The following is an 18,371-nucleotide window of genomic DNA, read 5'->3' as shown; positions in this document are numbered from 1 at the left end:
GGCAGGCAACGGAAAAACCTGATATTATCCAGACATAGGTGCTGGAGGTTGGCAGACAACGGAAAAATCAACCACTAAATGGGAATGTTCACTGCTGCGGCGATGACATTCCCATTTTAAATTTGTAGTATAAGGATTTGCAAGCATAGATGGACAAGAAAAAGGCTCCTGCAAAAAAGTGAAGGGGCAGTAGTCTGGGACTGGAACGCAAGACAGCCTTTCTTGCATTTTATTACATCTGTGTTGATTCTCTGTAAATAAGATCAGTCTCTGTATAGGTTATCCTGTAATTGAGATCAGGCTGCTCAATCCTTGAGATTACAAGGTTGGCAGCTGAATAACCGATTATCTGGCTGTGTATGTGGCTGGTTGAGAGAGAAGGAGACATGATCTTGGACTCGGGGGAATCATCAAAACCGAATATCTTGATATCACGTGGACATTCTATTCCCATTCTCTTGAGGCCGGATATCAGATCGAGAGCTACAAAATCGTTGGCACAAATAAAGAGTTCGGGCATTTCTTGAATCTTCGTAAGAGCTTCGAATAAGTATTCTCTATATTCTAATCCGTGAGGATGAACCTCTGTAAGACAATATTTTTCGTTAAAGTTCAGATTATTGATATACATTGCCTCCCTAAAGGCTATGAATCGCTCGTAGAAAGAACGGCAATGTGTGACCTGGCCTACAAATCCTATCTTTGTAATTCCCTTTTTGCTCATGTCATTAACGACTGTATATATATTGGAAAAATTATCCATGAGCAGAACATCTGCGTTTAATGGTCTCCAGTAGCTTGCAACGGGAGCATCTATCATGAGAACAGGTAATCCTAGGCTGCACAACATTTCACAATAGGAGTGATCAAACATTTCGATGCATACAATAGCCTTGGTGTTATCCGGTCTGTATGAGAGAGGAAGAGTTCTTGACTCTATATTCTGATGATCAACCCGGTGCATTGTCAGGCTATAGCCAAGCATAGAAATTTCATATTGAAATTTATCCAGCATGGTAGAAGCAAAGTGAGAATTATTAAGGAAACTGCCTGAAAAGAGAGCAATCTCTCCTGAAGCCTTGGGCTGGGAACTGAAAGGATTTGTAATGTCTGAAATGGAATTGGCATAAGAAAATTGCTTGTATCCCATTTCGATAGCCTTCTCTAAAACTTTCTGTCTGGTAGCTTCAGCTAAAACTCCGGTGTTATTTATAGCCTTGGATACGGTATTTCTGGATACTCCAAGAGCATCTGCTATATCCTGTAAGGTGACTTTTGCTGGCATAATGTAGTCTCCACTTTCTAAATAAAAGATGAATGTGTCAAAAGATGGGTGTGCCCCAGATAGTAGTATTTATGACTTTTTGACACCTATATCATTATAAAATGTAAAAATTAAAGTGTCAAATGTAAATATTTATTGTGCAAATGTAAAATAATTATGTTGACAGCTGAAGATATGGGTGCTATATTTTACATATGCAAATAATAATTATGCAAATGTAAAACTTAGGAGGGACTACATGAACACAAAGGTAAAAGATAATTCGATGCATAACACCCTGGTATATGTTAAACAGCATTGGCAGCTTTACGTGTTCTTCTTAGGACCGGCACTACTTCTTACAATCGTCTTCAAGTATCTTCCTATGGGAGGAATTCTGATCGCATTCCAAAAGTACAACCCGTTTAAAGGAATACTTGGAAGCGAATGGGTAGGTCTTAAATATTTCCAACAGTTTTTATCGTCACCGGACTTTATGCAGTATCTCATAAATACATTGAAGCTTAGTGTATTTGGTCTTCTCTGGGGTTTCCCGATGCCGATTATCTTAGCACTCCTTCTTAACAGAGTAGCGAGCAGCAAGATCAAGCAGAAGATACAGCTTGTACTGTACATGCCGAACTTCATTTCAGTCATCGTACTTTGCGGTATGGTCAGAATCCTTCTTTCAGTCACAGGACCGCTTAACATGATGCTTGGAACAAACATCAACTTCCTTACAATTCCGGAAGCGTTCAGACCGATCTACATCGTCAGCGGAATCTGGCAGGGAGCCGGTTGGGCATCAATCATGTACACAGCAGCTCTTTCCAATGCAAGTAAGGAGCTTAAAGAAGCAGCGCAGATTGATGGAGCTAACATCTGGCAACAGATCAAGGCAGTTGAGTGGCCGGCCATCAAGGATATGGTAGTTATCCAGTTCATTCTTCAGGCAGGTAACATCATGAGTATCGGTTTTGAAAAAGCGTATGCACTTCAGTCTGACATGAACCTTGCATCATCCGAGATCATAGCTACTTATGTATATAAGAAGGGTCTTTTGAATGGTGACTACAGTTATTCAACAGCAGTAGGACTTTTTAATACAATTGTAAACGTAATACTTCTCATTGCGGTTAACAAGATAGTTGAGAAGCTTAACGATGGACAGGGATTATAAGGGGAAAAAGAAAATGATTAAGACAACAAATAAAAAGAGCGAGTTCGCAAGAGCTTCTCTTGGAGATAAAATATTCCTTCTTGTGGGATATATCATTCTTGCAGCTTTCGTGCTGGCTATAATCGGACCTGTGGTTTATATCATCGTTGCTTCATTTATGGATCCGATAACACTTCAGAATAAAGGTATTGTTTTTGATTTCAGTAAGTGGACACTGACAGCTTATGAGAGAGTTATGACCAACTCACAGATATGGACGGGATTTTTCAATGCGATTCTTTATTCCGTACTGTTTGCAGTAATTTCAGTATTTATAACTCTTTTGTGTGCTTATCCTATGTCAAGAGATGATTTTAAGGGAAAATCAATCTTCAACACGATTTTCATCATAACAATGTTCTTCGGAGGCGGACTTATCCCTACATACTTACTTATAAGTAATATGGGACTTTTAGACAGCATGTGGGCTGTAATTCTTCCGGGATCATTCAGTGTTTGGAACATGATCATAGCAAGAACCTATTATAAGGGCGTTCCCGGCGAGCTTAGAGAGGCAGCTGATGTGGATGGTGCTAATGAGCTTACATTCTTCTTTAGAATACTGCTTCCTGTATGTACACCACTTATCGCAGTGCTTATCCTCTGGCAGTTCGTAGGAATGTGGAACAGCTATTTCGATGCAATGATCTATCTGAATTCAGCAAGTAAGCAGCCTTTGCAGCTCGTTCTTAGAGCAATCCTTATTCAGAATGAGCCTGATCCGGGTATGATCGCAGATATGCAGAGTACTGCACAAAGAGCACAGCTTGCAGAGCTTTTGAAATATGCAACTATCATCATTTCAAGCTTGCCTTTGATAGTTATGTATCCGTTCTTCCAGAAGTATTTTGATTCGGGAATTATGGTTGGTTCAGTTAAAGGCTAACGTTAATTCACCTGTTATACAGGTTTGAATAGTTTCTAATGAAAAGGAGAGGACAATGAAAAAGAAAACAACAAAGTTACTGTCTACAGCGCTTGTCATTGCTATGTCAGCAAGTGCGCTCACAGGTTGTGGCAAGGGGACTTCAACTGGCAGTGGTGCAGCTAAGGTAGATGCTGAGAACATCACTTTCCCTCTTGAAGAGAAGGTTACTATCACAGGTACAATCAGCTATCCTTCAGGAACAGAGGCTGAGCCTAACAACAGAACAATCTTCAAGAGACTTGAAGAGGAGACCAATGTACATGTAGATTGGACAGCTATTTCAAACGATCAGTGGGGAGACAAGATTCAGCTGACAATGGCTAACAAGGACATGCTTACAGATTTCATATTCAATGCAGGATTCAGTAACTCTGATCTTATCAGATATGCAGACCAGGGCGTTATTCTTCCTGTTGAAGAATATATTGACAAAAACATGCCTAATCTTAAGGCTGTATTCGATAAGTATCCTGAATATCGCACAATGTGTGAGGATTCAGAGGGCCATATCTGGGCTCTTCCCTGGATCGAGCAGCTTGGTTCCAACAAGACAGCTATCCAGACAGTAGGTAACAACTTTACTTACATCAACAAGAAGTGGCTTGATTTCCTAGGACTTGAAAAGCCTACAACAGTAGACGAGTTCGAAGAAGTACTTAAGGCATTCAAGGATCACGCTTCAGAGCTTCAGGCAGAGTTTGGCATCGAGGGTGATATCATCCCTATGTCATGCATCATGAACGATCAGGATCCCAGCCTTCTTATCAACGGTTTTGGTGAAGGTTATGGTGATAACGATATAGGACAGCACATCGCTGTAACAGATGACAAGAAGGTTATCTGCACAGCTACTCAGGACGGCTTCAAGTCAGGTATGCAGTGGCTTCATAAGCTCTATGATGAGGGACTTATCGATCCCGAGTGCTTCACACAGGATTGGTCAACATACGTTGCTAAGGGAAAATCTCACAGATACGGCGTATGCTTCACATGGGACGTTGCTAACATCGACAACCTTGAGGACTATGAGCCTCTTGCAGCTCTTCAGGCTGATACCAAGAACGTAACACCTATGAACGGTTCATTCACATCAGGTTTTGACCGCGGCAGATGCGTAGTTACAGCTAAGTGCGACAACCCTGCATTTGTATGTGCATGGCTTGATCGTATGTATGATCCCTTCCAGTCACCTCAGAACAACTGGGGAACCTATGGTGAAGATGATGAGTTCGATATCTTCGAGCTTTCTGAGAACGATAAGGGTGAGAAGATGCTCAAGCACGCGCCTCTTGGCGATGCTTCACCTGTAGAAGTTCGTGAGGCTGAGGCAGTTGGCGGGCCTCTTGCAATCCTTGATGAGTACTATGGTGTATATGTAACATGCCCTGATGATGCTCAGTATCGTCTTGACTGGATCAAGGAATACTACACAGATGATATGCACGGCGAGTATGTATATCCTAACGTATTCATGACAGCTGATGACACAGAGAAGCTTACAACAATCCAGACTGATCTTATCAGCTTCATCAACTCCAGCAGAAGTAACTTCGTTATGAACGGCCTTACAGATGCAGATTGGGATGAGTACATCAAGCAGGTTAATGCTTATGGTCTTGAGGATTACCTTGCAATCTATCAGAAGTACCTTGATGAGTTCTACAAGTAATACACATTGTTACATCTGATGGGATTAGCTTGATAAGCGAAAGGTGAGGGAGGAGTTATCTCCTCCCTCTTTTATAAGAGATGAAAAAAAGAACAATAGCTTTATTTGGTATTATGTTATGTTTATTAACCGGATGCGCTGATAAAAAGGGCGAGCAATGCCTTTTCCCAAGAGCAGAGGACAGCTACGTTGGGGATGTAATGGCTCTTTCAACTGATAAAGGCGTATATCTGAATTATTTATATGAAACTGATCACAATGGCGTGGGTTATCACCCGCTTCATCAGTTTTTTACCAAGGATTTTACTACATATGAAGATAAGGGAGAGGTTCTAAAATTCGCAGAGGATTCTGAAGTTCAGGATCTTGCTATAGGAACGGGTTCCTTTATCAGGGATGACAGTGGGAAATATCACTGTTTTTACACAGGTCATAATGACTATTATGACACCTACGGACTTGATAAAGAGTGCTTAATGCACGCAACAAGTAAAGACAACAAAAAATATGAGAAGAATTATGATGAAATAATGCATGCTCCTAATGGCTACAGTACCAATGATTTCCGTGATCCTCAGGTTATTAAGATGGATGACGGCTATATCATGCTGGTTGGCGCCAGAAAAGAAGCAGAAGATGAAAGTGCAATCATATATTATGAATCGCAGGATTTAGAGAACTGGACTTTTAAGGGTGATTTTTATACAAGCAAAGAACTTTATTTTATGGAATGTCCGGATGTGTTCAAGCTTGGAGATAAATACTATCTCGTCTTTAGCTGGAACAATGTAGTTTACTACAGAACAGCGTCTGATTTTTTCGGACCCTGGGAGAAACCGGAGATTGACACATTTGACGGCAATGGCTTCTATGCAGCAAAAACATGTGAGTACGAAGGCAAAAGATATCTGATCGGCTTTCTTGATCGCAAAAAGAGAGAAAGCGATGGCCTCATGTACACATGGGCAGGAAGCGTACTGGTATATGAGCTTAGACAATTGCAGGATGGCACACTGGGGGTGTGCATGCCTGAGAAATATAATGAGTATTTTAATAAGGAGATACTATCTGAGGCAGCTGCAGATAGTTCACTTGATTTGGGAGATGTACCCGATACCTGTCATTTAAGCTATAAACTTACGATGCAGGCAGATGGAATATGCGATCTCGTATTTTCCAATACTGAAAAGGGAGAAGAGTACAAGATCTCTGTAAATAATAAAGAGGACAACATTTCATACAATGCTTTTCCCAACTATCAGGCTATGAAGCTGGAGGAAGGCAGACAATATCAGGTTGATGTTGTAGTTGAAAAAGACATAGTGGTTATCTATGTAGACGGGCAAAAGGCACTGTCAAACCGCATTTATTCAGCAGTTGGAGCTACCTGGAAGCTGAATATGGAAAATGCAGACGCAAGTGATATAAAGATTTATGGTAAATGAGGAATATTATGAGTGATAAGTTAAATAAAGCAAGAGAATATGAAGTAAAAAAGGAAGCCAAGATACCTGAGGAGCAGCGTCCTCTCTTTCATTTAACGCCCAGATGCGGTTGGATGAACGATCCTAACGGCTTTAGCATCTATAAGGGAAAATATCATATGTTTTACCAGTATTATCCCTATGAGACAGTATGGGGACCTATGCACTGGGGACATGCAGAAAGTACTGACCTTATCAGCTGGAAGTATCTTCCCTGCGCAATGGCGCCCGATGGAAAATATGACGGGTTTGGATGCTTTTCAGGAAGTGCCATTGAGATGGAAGACGGCAAGCAACTTCTCGTATATACAGGCGTTAGAAAAGAAGAGGATGAAAACGGCGAAATCCGCGAGTATCAGACACAATGTATCGCTATAGGTGATGGTGTTGATTATGAGAAATACGAGAATAACCCTGTAATTAGTGCAGACAGCCTTCCTGAAGGAGCCGGAAAATTCGACTTCAGAGATCCCAAGGTGTGGAAGGAAAACGGCAAGTATTACATGGTTGTTGGCAACAAGACCATTGATAAGGACGGACAGATACTTCAGTATGTAAGTGATGACGGTATTCACTGGAGTTATGATAAGGTTGTTATCAAGAATAATCACAGATTCGGTGTAATGTGGGAGTGCCCTGATTACTTTTCACTTGACGGCAAACAGCTCCTTCTTACAAGCCCGCAGGATATGCTCCCTGAAGAGCTTGAGTTCCACAACGGAAACGGAACCTTGTGTGTGATAGGAAGTATCGATGAAAATGGAGAATTCTGCGAAGAAAACTGTCAGGCTGTTGACTATGGTATTGATTTTTATGCGCCACAGACAATCAAGACTCCTGATGGACGAAGAGTCATGATCGGCTGGATGCAGAACTGGGATACATGCGGAATCAGGCGCGATGACTTCCCATGGTTTGGCCAGATGAGTATTCCAAGGGAAATATCTATTAAGGATAACAGACTTATTCAGTGGCCTGCCAGAGAGATAGAGAATTATTACGGCAAAAGAATCAGCAGACAGAATGTACTTATTTCTGATAGTGCTTCACTTTCAAGTATTGAGGGCAGATGCGTAGACATGACAGTAAGAGTCAGATCTACACAGGCAGAACTTTCATATAAAAAATTTGAAATTCGTTTTGCTGATAATGGCAAGGCTTATTCAACGATTGAATATGATCCTGTTGACAATATTGTTAAGATAGACAGAAAGCATTCAGGAAGCAGAAGAGCCATTGTTCATCAGAGAAGATGTAAGGTTGCAGGAAATAAGGGTGAGATTTCACTTAGACTTGTTCTTGACAGATACAGCATGGAGCTCTTCATCAATAATGGACAGCAGGTAATGTCTATGGTAATCCTTACAGATGTCAGAGCTGATGGTATCAGTTTTAAGGCAGTTGGAGAACTTCTTATGGATGTTACTATGTATGAGCTTGAGAGGAAATAACTTATGAAAAAAGATGTAGTTGCGCTAGGGGAGTTGCTTATTGATTTTACAGGAAGCGGAGACAGCAACCAGGGAAATCCTTTATTTGAGGCTAATCCAGGCGGAGCACCCTGTAATGTGCTGTCAATGCTTCAGAATTTAGGCAACAGCACAGCTTTTATCGGCAAGGTTGGAAACGACTTTTTTGGGAGAATGTTAAGAGAGAGAATTGAAAAGCAGGGTATAGACTCTACCGGACTTGTCTTTGACGAGGAGGTAAATACTACCCTTGCATTTGTAAACAAGCTTCCAAATGGAGACAGAGATTTTTCTTTTTACAGAAAGCCCGGAGCAGACATGATGCTGACAGCAGAGGATGTTGAGAAGAATGCTGATCTTATCAGGAATGCAGATGTATTTCATCTTGGAACACTGTCAATGACAGACGAACCTGCAAAAGAGGCAACTGTCAGAGCTGTTACAATAGCTAAAGAGAGCGGAGCAGTCATATCTTTTGATCCAAATTACAGAGAACCTTTATGGAAGAACGTAGACGATGCAATAGATGCTATGAAATATGGCTTTGAAAACTGTGATATCCTGAAAATTTCAGATAATGAGATTGAGCTTTTTACAGGCCTTAAGGATATAGAGGCAGGAGCAAGGAAAATGAAGAGAGACTTTGGTATTCCAATCGTGTTTGCCACACTTGGACCTGAAGGAAGTATAGCTCTTTACAAAGATATGGTGATCAAAAAAGACGGGTACAGAAATCCTGCTACTATAGAGACTACAGGAGCAGGCGATACCTTCTGTGCCTGTGCCATAGATTACATCCACAGAAACGGACTTGATAATCTGACAAAAGACGGATTATTTGAATGCCTGTCGTTTGCAAACGCTGCGGCATCTATTATAACCACCAGAAAAGGTGCACTTTCTGTAATGCCAACCCAAGAAGAAATAACAGCTTTTCTAACAAACAAGTAATGATAAGAACAAAGAATATGCGAAAAGTGATTAACTTTAAGTTAATCACTTCAGACTGTAGACAAAGTCCACGGCATCTGCCGTGGATTTTTCCTTATGATATAGCTTCCTGTAAACCGGAAGATAGAACGGGAAGAGAATTTTGCTACGGTTTGTGGAACGATGTTTTGATCTGTGTAAGGAATTTTTCAGCTATGGGAGTAAAAGAAGGATATTTATTCCAAATCAGATACAACTCGGATGTCTGTTTAGGTGAAAGGGGACGAAAAACAAGCCCGCTCTCTTTGGAGCAGTCGATCAGATGCTCAAAGGTTAGCAGGATCCCAAGCCCTTCCTTTGCAAACATGGAACCGTTATAGGACAGACGGAAAGAGCCCTCAAGATGAAGCTTGTCAAAACTATCCTTTGCCCATTGAGGAATTTCGTTGTTCCAGCTTTGTTCAGAGCAGAATAATGGCCTACCGATAAGATCCTTTACTCTAACGGACTTCTTCTTGGCGAGAGGGTGATCAGCAGGCATGACAGTTCCCCAGACATCGGCTTCCGGAAATTTCAAGTAATCGTATTCTGCAGAGTTTGGCTTTTCACATAATACCGCAAAATCAAGCAGGCCTTTATCAAGTTTTTCCGTCACCTGCTCGGTATCTCCACTGGTGATATGGTAGGTAAAACCGGGATATCGGTTCTTTAACTTGTGGATTTCTTTTGCAAGATGCCGTATCTGAAAGCTTTCTGCCAGTCCAAAATAGATATCCCCGCCGGTGATATCGTCAAGGGTGATGAATTCCTGTTCTATACGGTCGGCCATGGCGATGAGATCTTCCGCACGGTCGCGAAGAAGCATCCCCTCATCAGTCAGGGATATGCTAAAGCTGTGACGTGTGAACAACTTCTTTCCCAGTTCATCTTCGAGTGATTTTAATGTTTTTGAAAGCGTAGGCTGTGTGACATGAAGCATGTCCGCAGCCTTTGTCATATTCTCTTCCCTTGCGACGGCAAGGAAGTATCGCAGGCTTTTGATCTCCATAGAATCCTCCAGTTCGCAGTGCACTCAAAAATGCTTCGCATTTTTTCGTTCTTCGGCATTCGCCGAATATATGGATTTATAATTTAGTGCTTATGCGAGCAAACTCCCAACGCACTAATTATAAATTCATATGCACTGCTAATTGCTACATGACATTCCATTTTGGAATATCACGATATTCATTTTATTCATTAGCGAAGAACTCGTCAAGTAAATATAATGAGGATACGAGGTAGGACAGATGGAAGTAAAAACCCTGATAGAAAATCTTACAGACAGTGGATGCTCTGCGGAAGGAACAAAGAGAGCAAAAGCACTTTACGAAGCCGGAGATATGGACGGGCTCGTAAAGTATCTTCGAAAATGTCGATGTGATCTGGTGGAGGAAATGCACGACAGTCAGAGGAAGGTTGATAGGATGGACTATCTGATCAGACAGACACAAAAAGAAGCGGATAAACAGTGATAAGAGAACGGAGGATGCAATCATGATCAAAAAGGAAGAACTGAAACTGGTAACTGAATGGGACAAAACATTCCCTATGAGCGATAAGGTAGACCACAGCAAGGTGACCTTTGTGAACCGATATGGAATAACACTTGCGGCAGATCTGTATGTACCCAAAGATAAAGAGGGCAGACTTCCCGCAATCGCAGTATGCGGTCCCTTTGGTGCAGTTAAGGAGCAGTGCAGTGGATTGTATGCGCAGACCATGGCAGAGAGAGGCTTTCTGACAATAGCGTTTGATCCTTCTTTTACCGGAGAAAGTGGCGGGAATGTAAGATATATGGCTTCCCCGGATATCAATACTGAGGATTTCATGGCGGCGGTTGACTTTCTTTCCCTGAATGACAGAGTTGATCCTGACAGGATAGGGATCATAGGTATCTGCGGCTGGGGCGGAATGGCGATCAATACGGCGGCACTTGATACGAGAATAAAGGCAACCGTGGCATCCACCATGTATGATATGACCAGGGTGAACGCAAAAGGTTACTTTGACAGTGAGGACAGTGAAGAGGCACGTTATGAGAAGAAGAAAGCTATGTGTGCTCAGAGGTTGGAGGATCTGAAATCGGGTGATTATAAGCTTGGCGGTGGAGTTGTCGATCCGTTGCCTTCGGATGCACCTTTCTTTGTTAAGGATTACCATAGCTATTACAAGACCGATCGTGGATATCATGCAAGAAGCCTTAACTCTAATGGTGGTTGGAATGTGACCGGATGTGAGTCTTTCATAAACCAGCCCATCCTGAAATATTCAAACGAGATCAGAAGTGCAGTATTACTTGTCCATGGAGAAAAGGCACACTCATGTTATTTCTCAAAGGATGCTTATGCAGATATGATTAAAGACAGCAAGTATGCTGATAATAAAGAACTTATGATAATCCCTGATGCGGTGCATACAGATCTATATGATGGCGGAGATAAGGATTATATTCCTTTTGACAAGCTGGAGAGCTTCTTTAAGGAGAATCTGAAATAATGATAACCGTTGAGGAAACACTGAAATATCTTAATTCGGACAGAGTAGAAGATATGACAGAAGAGATGCATGAATGTTCCATGAGGCAGAGCCAATTTATCAAGAAGATAGAGAATGTTAAACCGATAAAGAAATAAAGGATGGGATGATATGAGTAAAGTGTTAGTGATTTCTACAAGTCTTCGAGCAAAGAGTAATTCCGACATACTTACGGAAAAGCTTATAGAGGGAGCAAAAGCTTCAGGTCATGATGTGGAACATATAAGCCTGAAAGGGAAAAATATCAGTTTCTGTATAGGATGTCTGGCCTGCCAGAACACTCAGAGATGCATCATTAAAGATGATACTGTTGAAATTGCAGAAAAAGTAAAGAATGCAGATACCCTGGTTTTTGCAACACCAATCTATTACTACGAGATGAGCGGTCAGATGAAGACTCTTTTGGACAGACTCAATCCACTGTATCCTTCAGACTATAAGTTCAGGAATGTATATATGCTCTCTGTTGCGGCTGAGGATGAAGAGTTTGTGCCTAAAAAAGCTGAAAGCGGACTTCAGGGATGGGTTGACTGCTTTGAAAAGGCAGAATTTTCAGGGTCCTTATTCTGTGGAGGAATAGGTGATATGGGCGAAGCTTCAGGTAAAAAAGAGGAATTAAGTGAAGCCTATGAGTTTGGAAAAACATTAAAATAAAGGAAGTTTGCGATGAAAACGAAATTGATTATGATGACACTCTGTGTGTTCATGATGCTTTGTACCAGCGCATGCTCAGGTGATACTAAGACACCATATGAAAACTATGATTTGAGCGCTGCCATTTCTGAATCAGAAGATATAGAAGCAGAAAGTACAGAGGAAATCGTTTTATCAGAAGACGTAAAAACATATCACACAGAAGAAACTGATAATCAAGCTGTTGAGAGTGACACTTCTTCTGATGATACGGGTATTGGAGAAAAAACTATGATAATGAAAATTGGTGATATTAAAGTAAATGTAGATTGGGAAAATAATCAGGCAGTAGACGCGCTGCGAAATATGGTTGAAAAAGGCGATGTCATAATTCAGATGTCAATGTATGGCGGATTTGAGCAGGTGGGATCTATAGGTCAGAGTCTTCCAAGAAATGACAAACAGACGACAACATCATCAGGGGATATAGTTCTTTATTCAGGGAATCAAATGGTTGTGTTCTATGGGGCTAATAGCTGGTCATACACACGGTTAGGTCACATATCTGATAAGGATGAGGCTGGCATGACTGAGTTGCTTTCAAATGGCGATGTTACAATAACTATTAGCATGGGATAGGGATTATTAAAGTGGAAATATATTGGTACAAAAACGGTGGCTACAAGTCGAAAGATTAATAGTCACTATTTTTTTTAAATTATTTTGATGTAACTATTGACATTACATCTCGGAGGTGATATATTTGCACTATCAGATGAAACCACGGCGGTTACATCAATGAACTTTTTAACATTCGAGGATGGAGATAAGGTTTTCCTTCAGACAGTATATAATTTTGCAGGAGCAGGAGAGCAGGTCGGATTCGATGTTTTTAGATTCGATGCAGACGGTAAGATTGCAGAGCACTGGGATAATCTGGCAGGAGGGAGCAAATCGTCCAGTGGACGATTGTTCTGCGCAGACCGAAATGGAATGGAGAGATTAAAAATGCAGATATCAAGCAGATTTACGGTTGCACTTCATATTTTTACATGTGTGGATACATTTAAGGATGAACACAAGGTAACGAGCGATTTTCTTGCAGCCAGTATAAATACGAATCCTGTCATCATTAGAAAGATACTTACTCAGCTTAAGAACGCAGGTCTAATAAATGTTATCAGAGGAACAGGCGGAATAGAGCTTACAAGAGATCTTAAAGATATAACTTTTTATGATGTGTATCAGGCAATTGAGCCTTTGGAGGATGGAGATCTATTCAGATTTCATGAATCACCAAATCCAGAGTGTCCTGTTGGTAGGAATATACATTCGCTATTGGATGATAAGTTGAAAAACATCCAGGAAGCGATGGAATCAGAGATGAAAAAATACACGCTTAATGATTTAAGATCCGGAATGCAGGAACTGTTGGCAAAAGAGGCGTAAACGTGAGACTCTGAGGTATTTACTTCAGAGTCTTTTTTATGATATAGGAAATTTCTCCGAAATTCCTATATCATAAAAAGCGCTCCGCTATGGATGCGCACTCGCGCGATAGGAATATGTTGCCTTCAGCAACCGCGCTCGGCGCGAGCATGTTGCAAGCAACATGCTTTCTTGGAAGGATGTGTGATATGTCTAATAATAAAACACAGGAAGAACGTCTTGATTATCTTGTAGAAGAGTTCAAGGAAGATTCTGATGAATATAAGAATTTAAAGACTCCAAATAGTACGGAAGATAAAAGACGAATCTTAAGGTCGCTTATGAACATCCGTATGCCAAAAGAATTGTCCTCTGAAGTAATGAAAGTACAGGATGAATATTTATTAGAGAGAGCGGCTGAAAAGGGTGTGGTGAATCTGCCAGACATCCCGGTTATCAGGGACGGACTATCCATTTGGCAGGGTGATATTACGAGACTTTCGGTGGATGCTATTGTGAATGCTGCAAATTCGCAGATGCTGGGCTGTTTTGTTCCGATGCACACCTGTATAGATAACTGTATCCATACTTTTGCTGGAGTGCAATTAAGAGCTGAGTGCTACAGGCAGATGAATGAACTTCGAATCAGATATGGAAGAGACTATGAACAGCCGACCGCCGTTCCAATGCTAACTGAAGCTTATAATCTTCCGGCAAAGAAAGTAATTCATATAGTAGGACCAATTGTTCAGTACAAACTTACTCCTGAATTGGAAAAGGATTTGGAGAACTGCTATAGAAACACTTTGGATATGTGTGCTGAAAATAGCTTGAAGAGCGTTGCTTTTTGCTGTATTTCAACAGGAGTATTTCATTTTCCTAACAAAAAAGCAGCTGAGATTGCCGTTGAGACTGTATCAGAATGGCTCAGTGATAATCCTGGTAAGATAGAAAGGGTGATATTCAATGTTTTCAAAGATGAGGATAAGGCCATTTATGAAAAACTTATATGATGATATGCCTAATGGTTATCAGGAAACTATAGAGAAAGGAATGAATGCTGTGAGATACTTTACTACAAGCATGTCCTATGGTAAGGGAAGCAAAGAAGAGCAGATTAACAGACTAAAAAAAGAGATTAATGAGGCAGACGCAATTGTTATTGGTGCAGGTGCTGGACTTTCTACATCTGCCGGATTGACGTATAGTGGCAAGCGTTTTGAAAAATACTTCTATGACTTTGCCAAAAGATTTGGAATAAGAGATATGTATTCAGGTGGTTTCTATCCGTTTCCGAGCGAAGAAATACGCTGGGCCTGGTGGGCGAGACATATTTATTTTAACAGATATATTGATGCTCCAAAGCCAGTGTATAGGGATCTTCTTAAGATGGTTTTCGATAAGGATTATTTTGTTATCACAACAAATGTAGATCACCAGTTTCAAAGAGCAGGTTTTGACAAGAAAAGACTGTTCTATACTCAGGGTGATTATGGTTTGTTTCAGAGCGTGAATCCTGCTATTCAGAAAACCTTTGATAATGAAGAGTGGGTAATGAAAGCTATGGAAGCACAAGGTTTTGTAAGAGATGCTCAGGGAGTATTTCAGGTACCGGTTGATGGTAAGCTACTGATGGAAATTCCTTCTGAAATGATTCCAAAGTGCCCTGATGACGGCTCTGATATGACTATGAATTTGAGAGCTGATGATTCGTTTGTCGAGGATGAAGGATGGCATAGGGCATCTGCGGCATATTCTGATTTTATTCGCAGACATGAGAATCACCATGTTCTTTACCTTGAATTGGGAGTAGGAGCTAATACGCCCGTAATAATAAAGTATCCGTTCTGGCAGATGACATTGGCAAATGATAAGGCTGTATATGCCTGCGTAAATTTCGGTGAAGCATTCTGCCCTGAGGAAATTGCAGATAGAAGTATATGCATTGATGGTGATATAGGAGAAGTATTTGAGCCGCAGATTTCTTAAATGTCTGCAAAATGTCCGCATAATGTCTGCAAAATATCGGCTTGATGTCTGTTTTCAAGTAATTTTGGGTGTGTTATATTTACAATGGACAAAGAAATGAGGAAAACAAAAAGCACCTCACTTCCGAGTTCATTTCTTTTGCAAAAGAATATCGGCTGATTTAGCGTCAGCTCATGAGAATTAAAACTCATGGGTCTGGCGCTTTTCTTATGTCAGTAACCAGCCAGCGGATGACGATCCAAGGCTAAGCGCAAACAGAAAGGGAGTTTGACACCTGTAACGTTACAGGTTATAATAATGACATGATAAAATCGTTTGCACATAAAGGCTTAAAAGACTTCTATGAAACTGGTTCAAAGAAGGGAATTCAGCCAGATCATGCACCGAAATTAGCGAGAATGCTTGACCGATTGGATGCCAGCACCAGTGCTCAAGATATGAACTTGCCTGGGTATAGATTACACTCACTTAAAGGTGATAAGCAGGATATGTGGGCTGTTACTGTAAATGGTAATTGGAGAATGACTTTTTACTTTGAGGGTCAGGATGCAGTTCTTGTAGACTACATGGACTATCACTGAGGAAGGAGGAAAGATACATGACTAGAAGACCTACACATCCAGGAAATGTATTCTTGGAAGATGTAATGAAACCATTGAATCTCACAGTTACCGATGCAGCGAGGATGCTAGGAGTTAGTAGAAAAGCATTGTCAGAGTTTGTTAATGAGAAAGCTTCTCTTAGCCCGGAAATGGCCATAAGGATAAGCAAGGCGACTAATACATCTCCGGAAAGCTGGATGAATATGCAGCAGAAACTGACGCTATGGATAGCACAACAAAATGAACCATCAAATGTAATACCCTTTCCTCTGGACGCAGTAAAAGAAGATAATGAAATAAGCAAATCGGGATTAGTGGAGTAGAACATGGATAAAAAAAGGGCTTTGTCTGGCGCCATAATATTTATAACCCTGATGGGAATCGTAAGTCTGTTTTCGGACATGACTCATGAAGGCGCCAGAAGCATATTGGGCGAATATCTGAACCTCGCAGGGGCATCCGCTGCAACCATCGGATTTGTGTCCGGTATAGGAGAATTGTGCGGGTATTCACTAAGGCTCATATCCGGATTTATAGCAGATAAAACGAAGAAATACTGGACATTTGTTATCACAGGCTATGTAATACAGGCTCTTGCGATTCCTGCACTGGCACTCGTACCTGAACATGGCTGGATTTGGGCCTGCGGTCTTGTGATCCTGGAGCGTATCGGAAAAGCGATAAAAAAGCCTGCCAAAAACACATTGGTAAGCTTTGCGGCAAGCGAGATCGGAACCGGAAAAGGCTTTGCCTATCAGGAGTTTCTGGATCAGCTTGGCGCGTTTCTCGGACCGGTACTGCTTTTTGTAACAGCTCTTGTAAAAGGTACAGACGACCTTTTTACAACGTATAGGATCTCTTTTGCGATACTGCTTGTTCCTGCAATGATCACCATAGCTCTTGTTTTGACAGCAAAGATAAGATACCCTGATCCGGAGATCTTTGAAAAGCAGGAAGATAAACCGGCAAGCTTTGAATTCAGGAAGTCATTTGTTCTGTTCATGGCGGCCATCTGCTTTTTTGCTTTTGGCTTTGCAGACTTCACCCTGATCACACTTCATTCGGCTAATACCGGAGCATTTAATGAATCCATGCTCAGCCTGCTATATGCTGGGGCAATGGCTGTGGATGCCTTTGCTGCACTATTCTTTGGCTGGCTTTATGATAAGGTCGGGCTGAAGGCTCTGATCATTTCCACACTATGCAGCACATTCTTCTCATGTTTTGTTTTTATGACTGGAAATGCCTGGTTGATCGGAGCTGGGATAATTCTGTGGGGGATTGGAATGGGTGCGCAGGAAAGTATTATGAAAGCAGCTGTCAGCGGAATCGTCCCGCGTTCCATGCGAAGCACCGGTTTCGGAATATTTGAGACAGGATTTGGTATTGCGTGGTTTCTGGGCAGTTGGCTTCTCGGTGCCCTGTATGATTTGAATCCTGTGTATCTTGTCACTGTGTCTGTGGTATCACAGTTTCTGGCGATTGCATTTTATGCTTTATGCCTCCGGTGCAATAAGACAGAGTGTTAACAATTCCAGTTTGTTGGAATGAGCATTATACCGGAAGTTATGATATGTGTGCTTGACAAAAATACTCCTATATCGTAGTATAAAACTACGATATAGGAGTATTTAATTATGAAGACAAATGGTGGATTTCTTGTTACAAAAATAAAACAGTTGGGTGATCGTATATTTGAAAGGATACTGGCAGAAAAAAACATTGATGCATTTAACGGAGCTCAGGGAAGGATTCTATATGTCTTATGGCAGGAAGATGGTGTTCCTATTAAAATTATTTCCGAGAAAAGCGGACTTGCAATTACTTCACTTACGACCATGCTTGAGCGGATGGAAAAAAACGGACTGATAAGCCGCAAAACTGATGAAGCTGATAAGAGAAAAACTCTTCTGTTCCTCACAGATAAAGCCAAAGAACTTAAAGAAGCATATGACTCCGTATCCAATGAGATGGGGAATATTTATTATCGTGATTTTACGGATAAAGAGATTCTTCAGTTTGAAGAGTATCTTAACCGCATCAGGGTAAACCTTGAGGAATGGAGTGACAAATGAGTATCTGTATTAAAGATCAGATTCAGAACATGAATCTTGTTATAGGGTGCACTGTTGGATGTCCGTACTGCTATGCCAGAAACAATACGAGGCGTTATCACATC

General features: G+C 41.1%; 20 protein-coding genes and 1 pseudogene. 19 read left to right on the top strand and 2 right to left on the bottom strand.

What is annotated here, in order from left to right; translation table 11 throughout:
- Positions 1-232: 232 nt before the first annotated feature.
- The gene (locus G586_RS0108310) at positions 233-1,285 is read right to left on the bottom strand and encodes a LacI family DNA-binding transcriptional regulator (protein ID WP_026527393.1); all 1,053 of its coding nucleotides are present in this window, start codon (positions 1,283-1,285) and stop codon (positions 233-235) included.
- Positions 1,286-1,523: 238 nt separating this feature from the next.
- Between G586_RS0108310 and G586_RS0108305 the strand changes: the two genes are divergently transcribed.
- The 6 genes from G586_RS0108305 (at position 1,524) to G586_RS0108280 (ending at position 8,984) form a co-directional block, all read left to right on the top strand.
- Positions 1,524-2,444, top strand: coding sequence for an ABC transporter permease (locus tag G586_RS0108305; RefSeq protein ID WP_026527392.1), 921 nt, complete (start codon positions 1,524-1,526; stop codon positions 2,442-2,444).
- 13 nt (positions 2,445-2,457) lie between these two features.
- On the top strand, positions 2,458-3,369 hold the full coding sequence (locus tag G586_RS0108300) for a carbohydrate ABC transporter permease (protein ID WP_026527391.1): 912 nt from the start codon (positions 2,458-2,460) through the stop codon (positions 3,367-3,369).
- A 55-nt stretch (positions 3,370-3,424) separates the two neighbouring features.
- On the top strand, positions 3,425-5,080 hold the full coding sequence (locus G586_RS0108295; RefSeq protein ID WP_026527390.1) for an ABC transporter substrate-binding protein: 1,656 nt from the start codon (positions 3,425-3,427) through the stop codon (positions 5,078-5,080).
- 113 nt (positions 5,081-5,193) lie between these two features.
- On the top strand, positions 5,194-6,525 hold the full coding sequence (locus tag G586_RS0108290) for a family 43 glycosylhydrolase (protein WP_196811562.1): 1,332 nt from the start codon (positions 5,194-5,196) through the stop codon (positions 6,523-6,525).
- An 8-nt stretch (positions 6,526-6,533) separates the two neighbouring features.
- Positions 6,534-8,015 carry a glycoside hydrolase family 32 protein gene (locus G586_RS0108285; RefSeq protein WP_035772828.1) on the top strand — a complete coding sequence of 494 codons (1,482 nt, stop codon included), beginning with the start codon at positions 6,534-6,536 and terminating at the stop codon, positions 8,013-8,015.
- A gap of 3 nt (positions 8,016-8,018) precedes the next feature.
- Entirely contained in the window at positions 8,019-8,984 is a 966-nt protein-coding gene (locus tag G586_RS0108280; protein ID WP_026527387.1) for a carbohydrate kinase family protein, read from the top strand.
- A 145-nt stretch (positions 8,985-9,129) separates the two neighbouring features.
- Here the strand turns inward: G586_RS0108280 and G586_RS0108275 are convergent, their stop codons facing one another.
- Positions 9,130-10,011: a LysR family transcriptional regulator gene (locus G586_RS0108275; RefSeq protein ID WP_026527386.1), complete on the bottom strand. Its 882-nt coding sequence runs from the start codon at positions 10,009-10,011 to the stop codon at positions 9,130-9,132.
- A gap of 241 nt (positions 10,012-10,252) precedes the next feature.
- On the opposite strand from G586_RS0108275, the gene G586_RS0108270 reads away from it, so the two are divergent.
- The 13 genes and pseudogenes from G586_RS0108270 to G586_RS27490 form a co-directional block, all read left to right on the top strand.
- The gene (locus G586_RS0108270; RefSeq protein WP_026525885.1) at positions 10,253-10,477 is read left to right on the top strand and encodes a hypothetical protein; all 225 of its coding nucleotides are present in this window, start codon (positions 10,253-10,255) and stop codon (positions 10,475-10,477) included.
- Positions 10,478-10,499: 22 nt separating this feature from the next.
- The gene (locus tag G586_RS0108265; protein WP_026527385.1) at positions 10,500-11,501 is read left to right on the top strand and encodes an alpha/beta hydrolase; all 1,002 of its coding nucleotides are present in this window, start codon (positions 10,500-10,502) and stop codon (positions 11,499-11,501) included.
- Entirely contained in the window at positions 11,501-11,638 is a 138-nt protein-coding gene (locus tag G586_RS26025; protein WP_155834062.1) for a hypothetical protein, read from the top strand. Before G586_RS0108265 ends, G586_RS26025 begins: the two co-directional genes overlap by 1 nt.
- A gap of 13 nt (positions 11,639-11,651) precedes the next feature.
- The gene (locus G586_RS0108255; protein WP_026527384.1) at positions 11,652-12,194 is read left to right on the top strand and encodes a flavodoxin family protein; all 543 of its coding nucleotides are present in this window, start codon (positions 11,652-11,654) and stop codon (positions 12,192-12,194) included.
- A 12-nt stretch (positions 12,195-12,206) separates the two neighbouring features.
- Positions 12,207-12,812 (top strand): cyclophilin-like fold protein, encoded by a 606-nt coding sequence (locus G586_RS26945; protein ID WP_051204652.1) that lies wholly within the window; start codon positions 12,207-12,209, stop codon positions 12,810-12,812.
- Between the two features lie 369 nt (positions 12,813-13,181).
- Complete coding sequence (locus tag G586_RS0108245; RefSeq protein ID WP_022776971.1) at positions 13,182-13,622, top strand: Rrf2 family transcriptional regulator; 441 nt, start codon at positions 13,182-13,184, stop codon at positions 13,620-13,622.
- A gap of 188 nt (positions 13,623-13,810) precedes the next feature.
- Positions 13,811-14,614: a protein-ADP-ribose hydrolase gene (locus tag G586_RS0108240; protein WP_026527382.1), complete on the top strand. Its 804-nt coding sequence runs from the start codon at positions 13,811-13,813 to the stop codon at positions 14,612-14,614.
- The gene (locus G586_RS0108235) at positions 14,598-15,590 is read left to right on the top strand and encodes an SIR2 family NAD-dependent protein deacylase (RefSeq protein WP_026527381.1); all 993 of its coding nucleotides are present in this window, start codon (positions 14,598-14,600) and stop codon (positions 15,588-15,590) included. The genes G586_RS0108240 and G586_RS0108235 overlap by 17 nt, the downstream gene beginning before the upstream one ends.
- A 302-nt stretch (positions 15,591-15,892) precedes the next feature.
- A complete protein-coding gene (locus tag G586_RS0108230; protein WP_026527380.1) occupies positions 15,893-16,171 on the top strand; it encodes a type II toxin-antitoxin system RelE/ParE family toxin in 279 nt (92 codons plus the stop codon).
- 17 nt (positions 16,172-16,188) lie between these two features.
- Positions 16,189-16,515 (top strand): HigA family addiction module antitoxin, encoded by a 327-nt coding sequence (locus tag G586_RS0108225; protein WP_026527379.1) that lies wholly within the window; start codon positions 16,189-16,191, stop codon positions 16,513-16,515.
- 3 nt (positions 16,516-16,518) lie between these two features.
- Entirely contained in the window at positions 16,519-17,721 is a 1,203-nt protein-coding gene (locus tag G586_RS0108220) for an MFS transporter (protein ID WP_026527378.1), read from the top strand.
- A 108-nt stretch (positions 17,722-17,829) separates the two neighbouring features.
- Entirely contained in the window at positions 17,830-18,267 is a 438-nt protein-coding gene (locus G586_RS0108215) for a radical SAM mobile pair system MarR family transcriptional regulator (RefSeq protein ID WP_013282512.1), read from the top strand.
- Positions 18,264-18,371, top strand: a pseudogene (locus G586_RS27490) (radical SAM mobile pair protein A); the annotation flags it as partial. The gene G586_RS0108215 and the pseudogene G586_RS27490, both read left to right, overlap by 4 nt.

This window comes from Butyrivibrio sp. VCD2006 (assembly GCF_000423925.1).
Classification (GTDB): Bacteria; Bacillota; Clostridia; order Lachnospirales; family Lachnospiraceae; genus Butyrivibrio.
The sequence above is the reverse complement of the archived record's forward strand: the minus strand, read 5'-3'. Positions and strand labels throughout refer to the sequence as shown.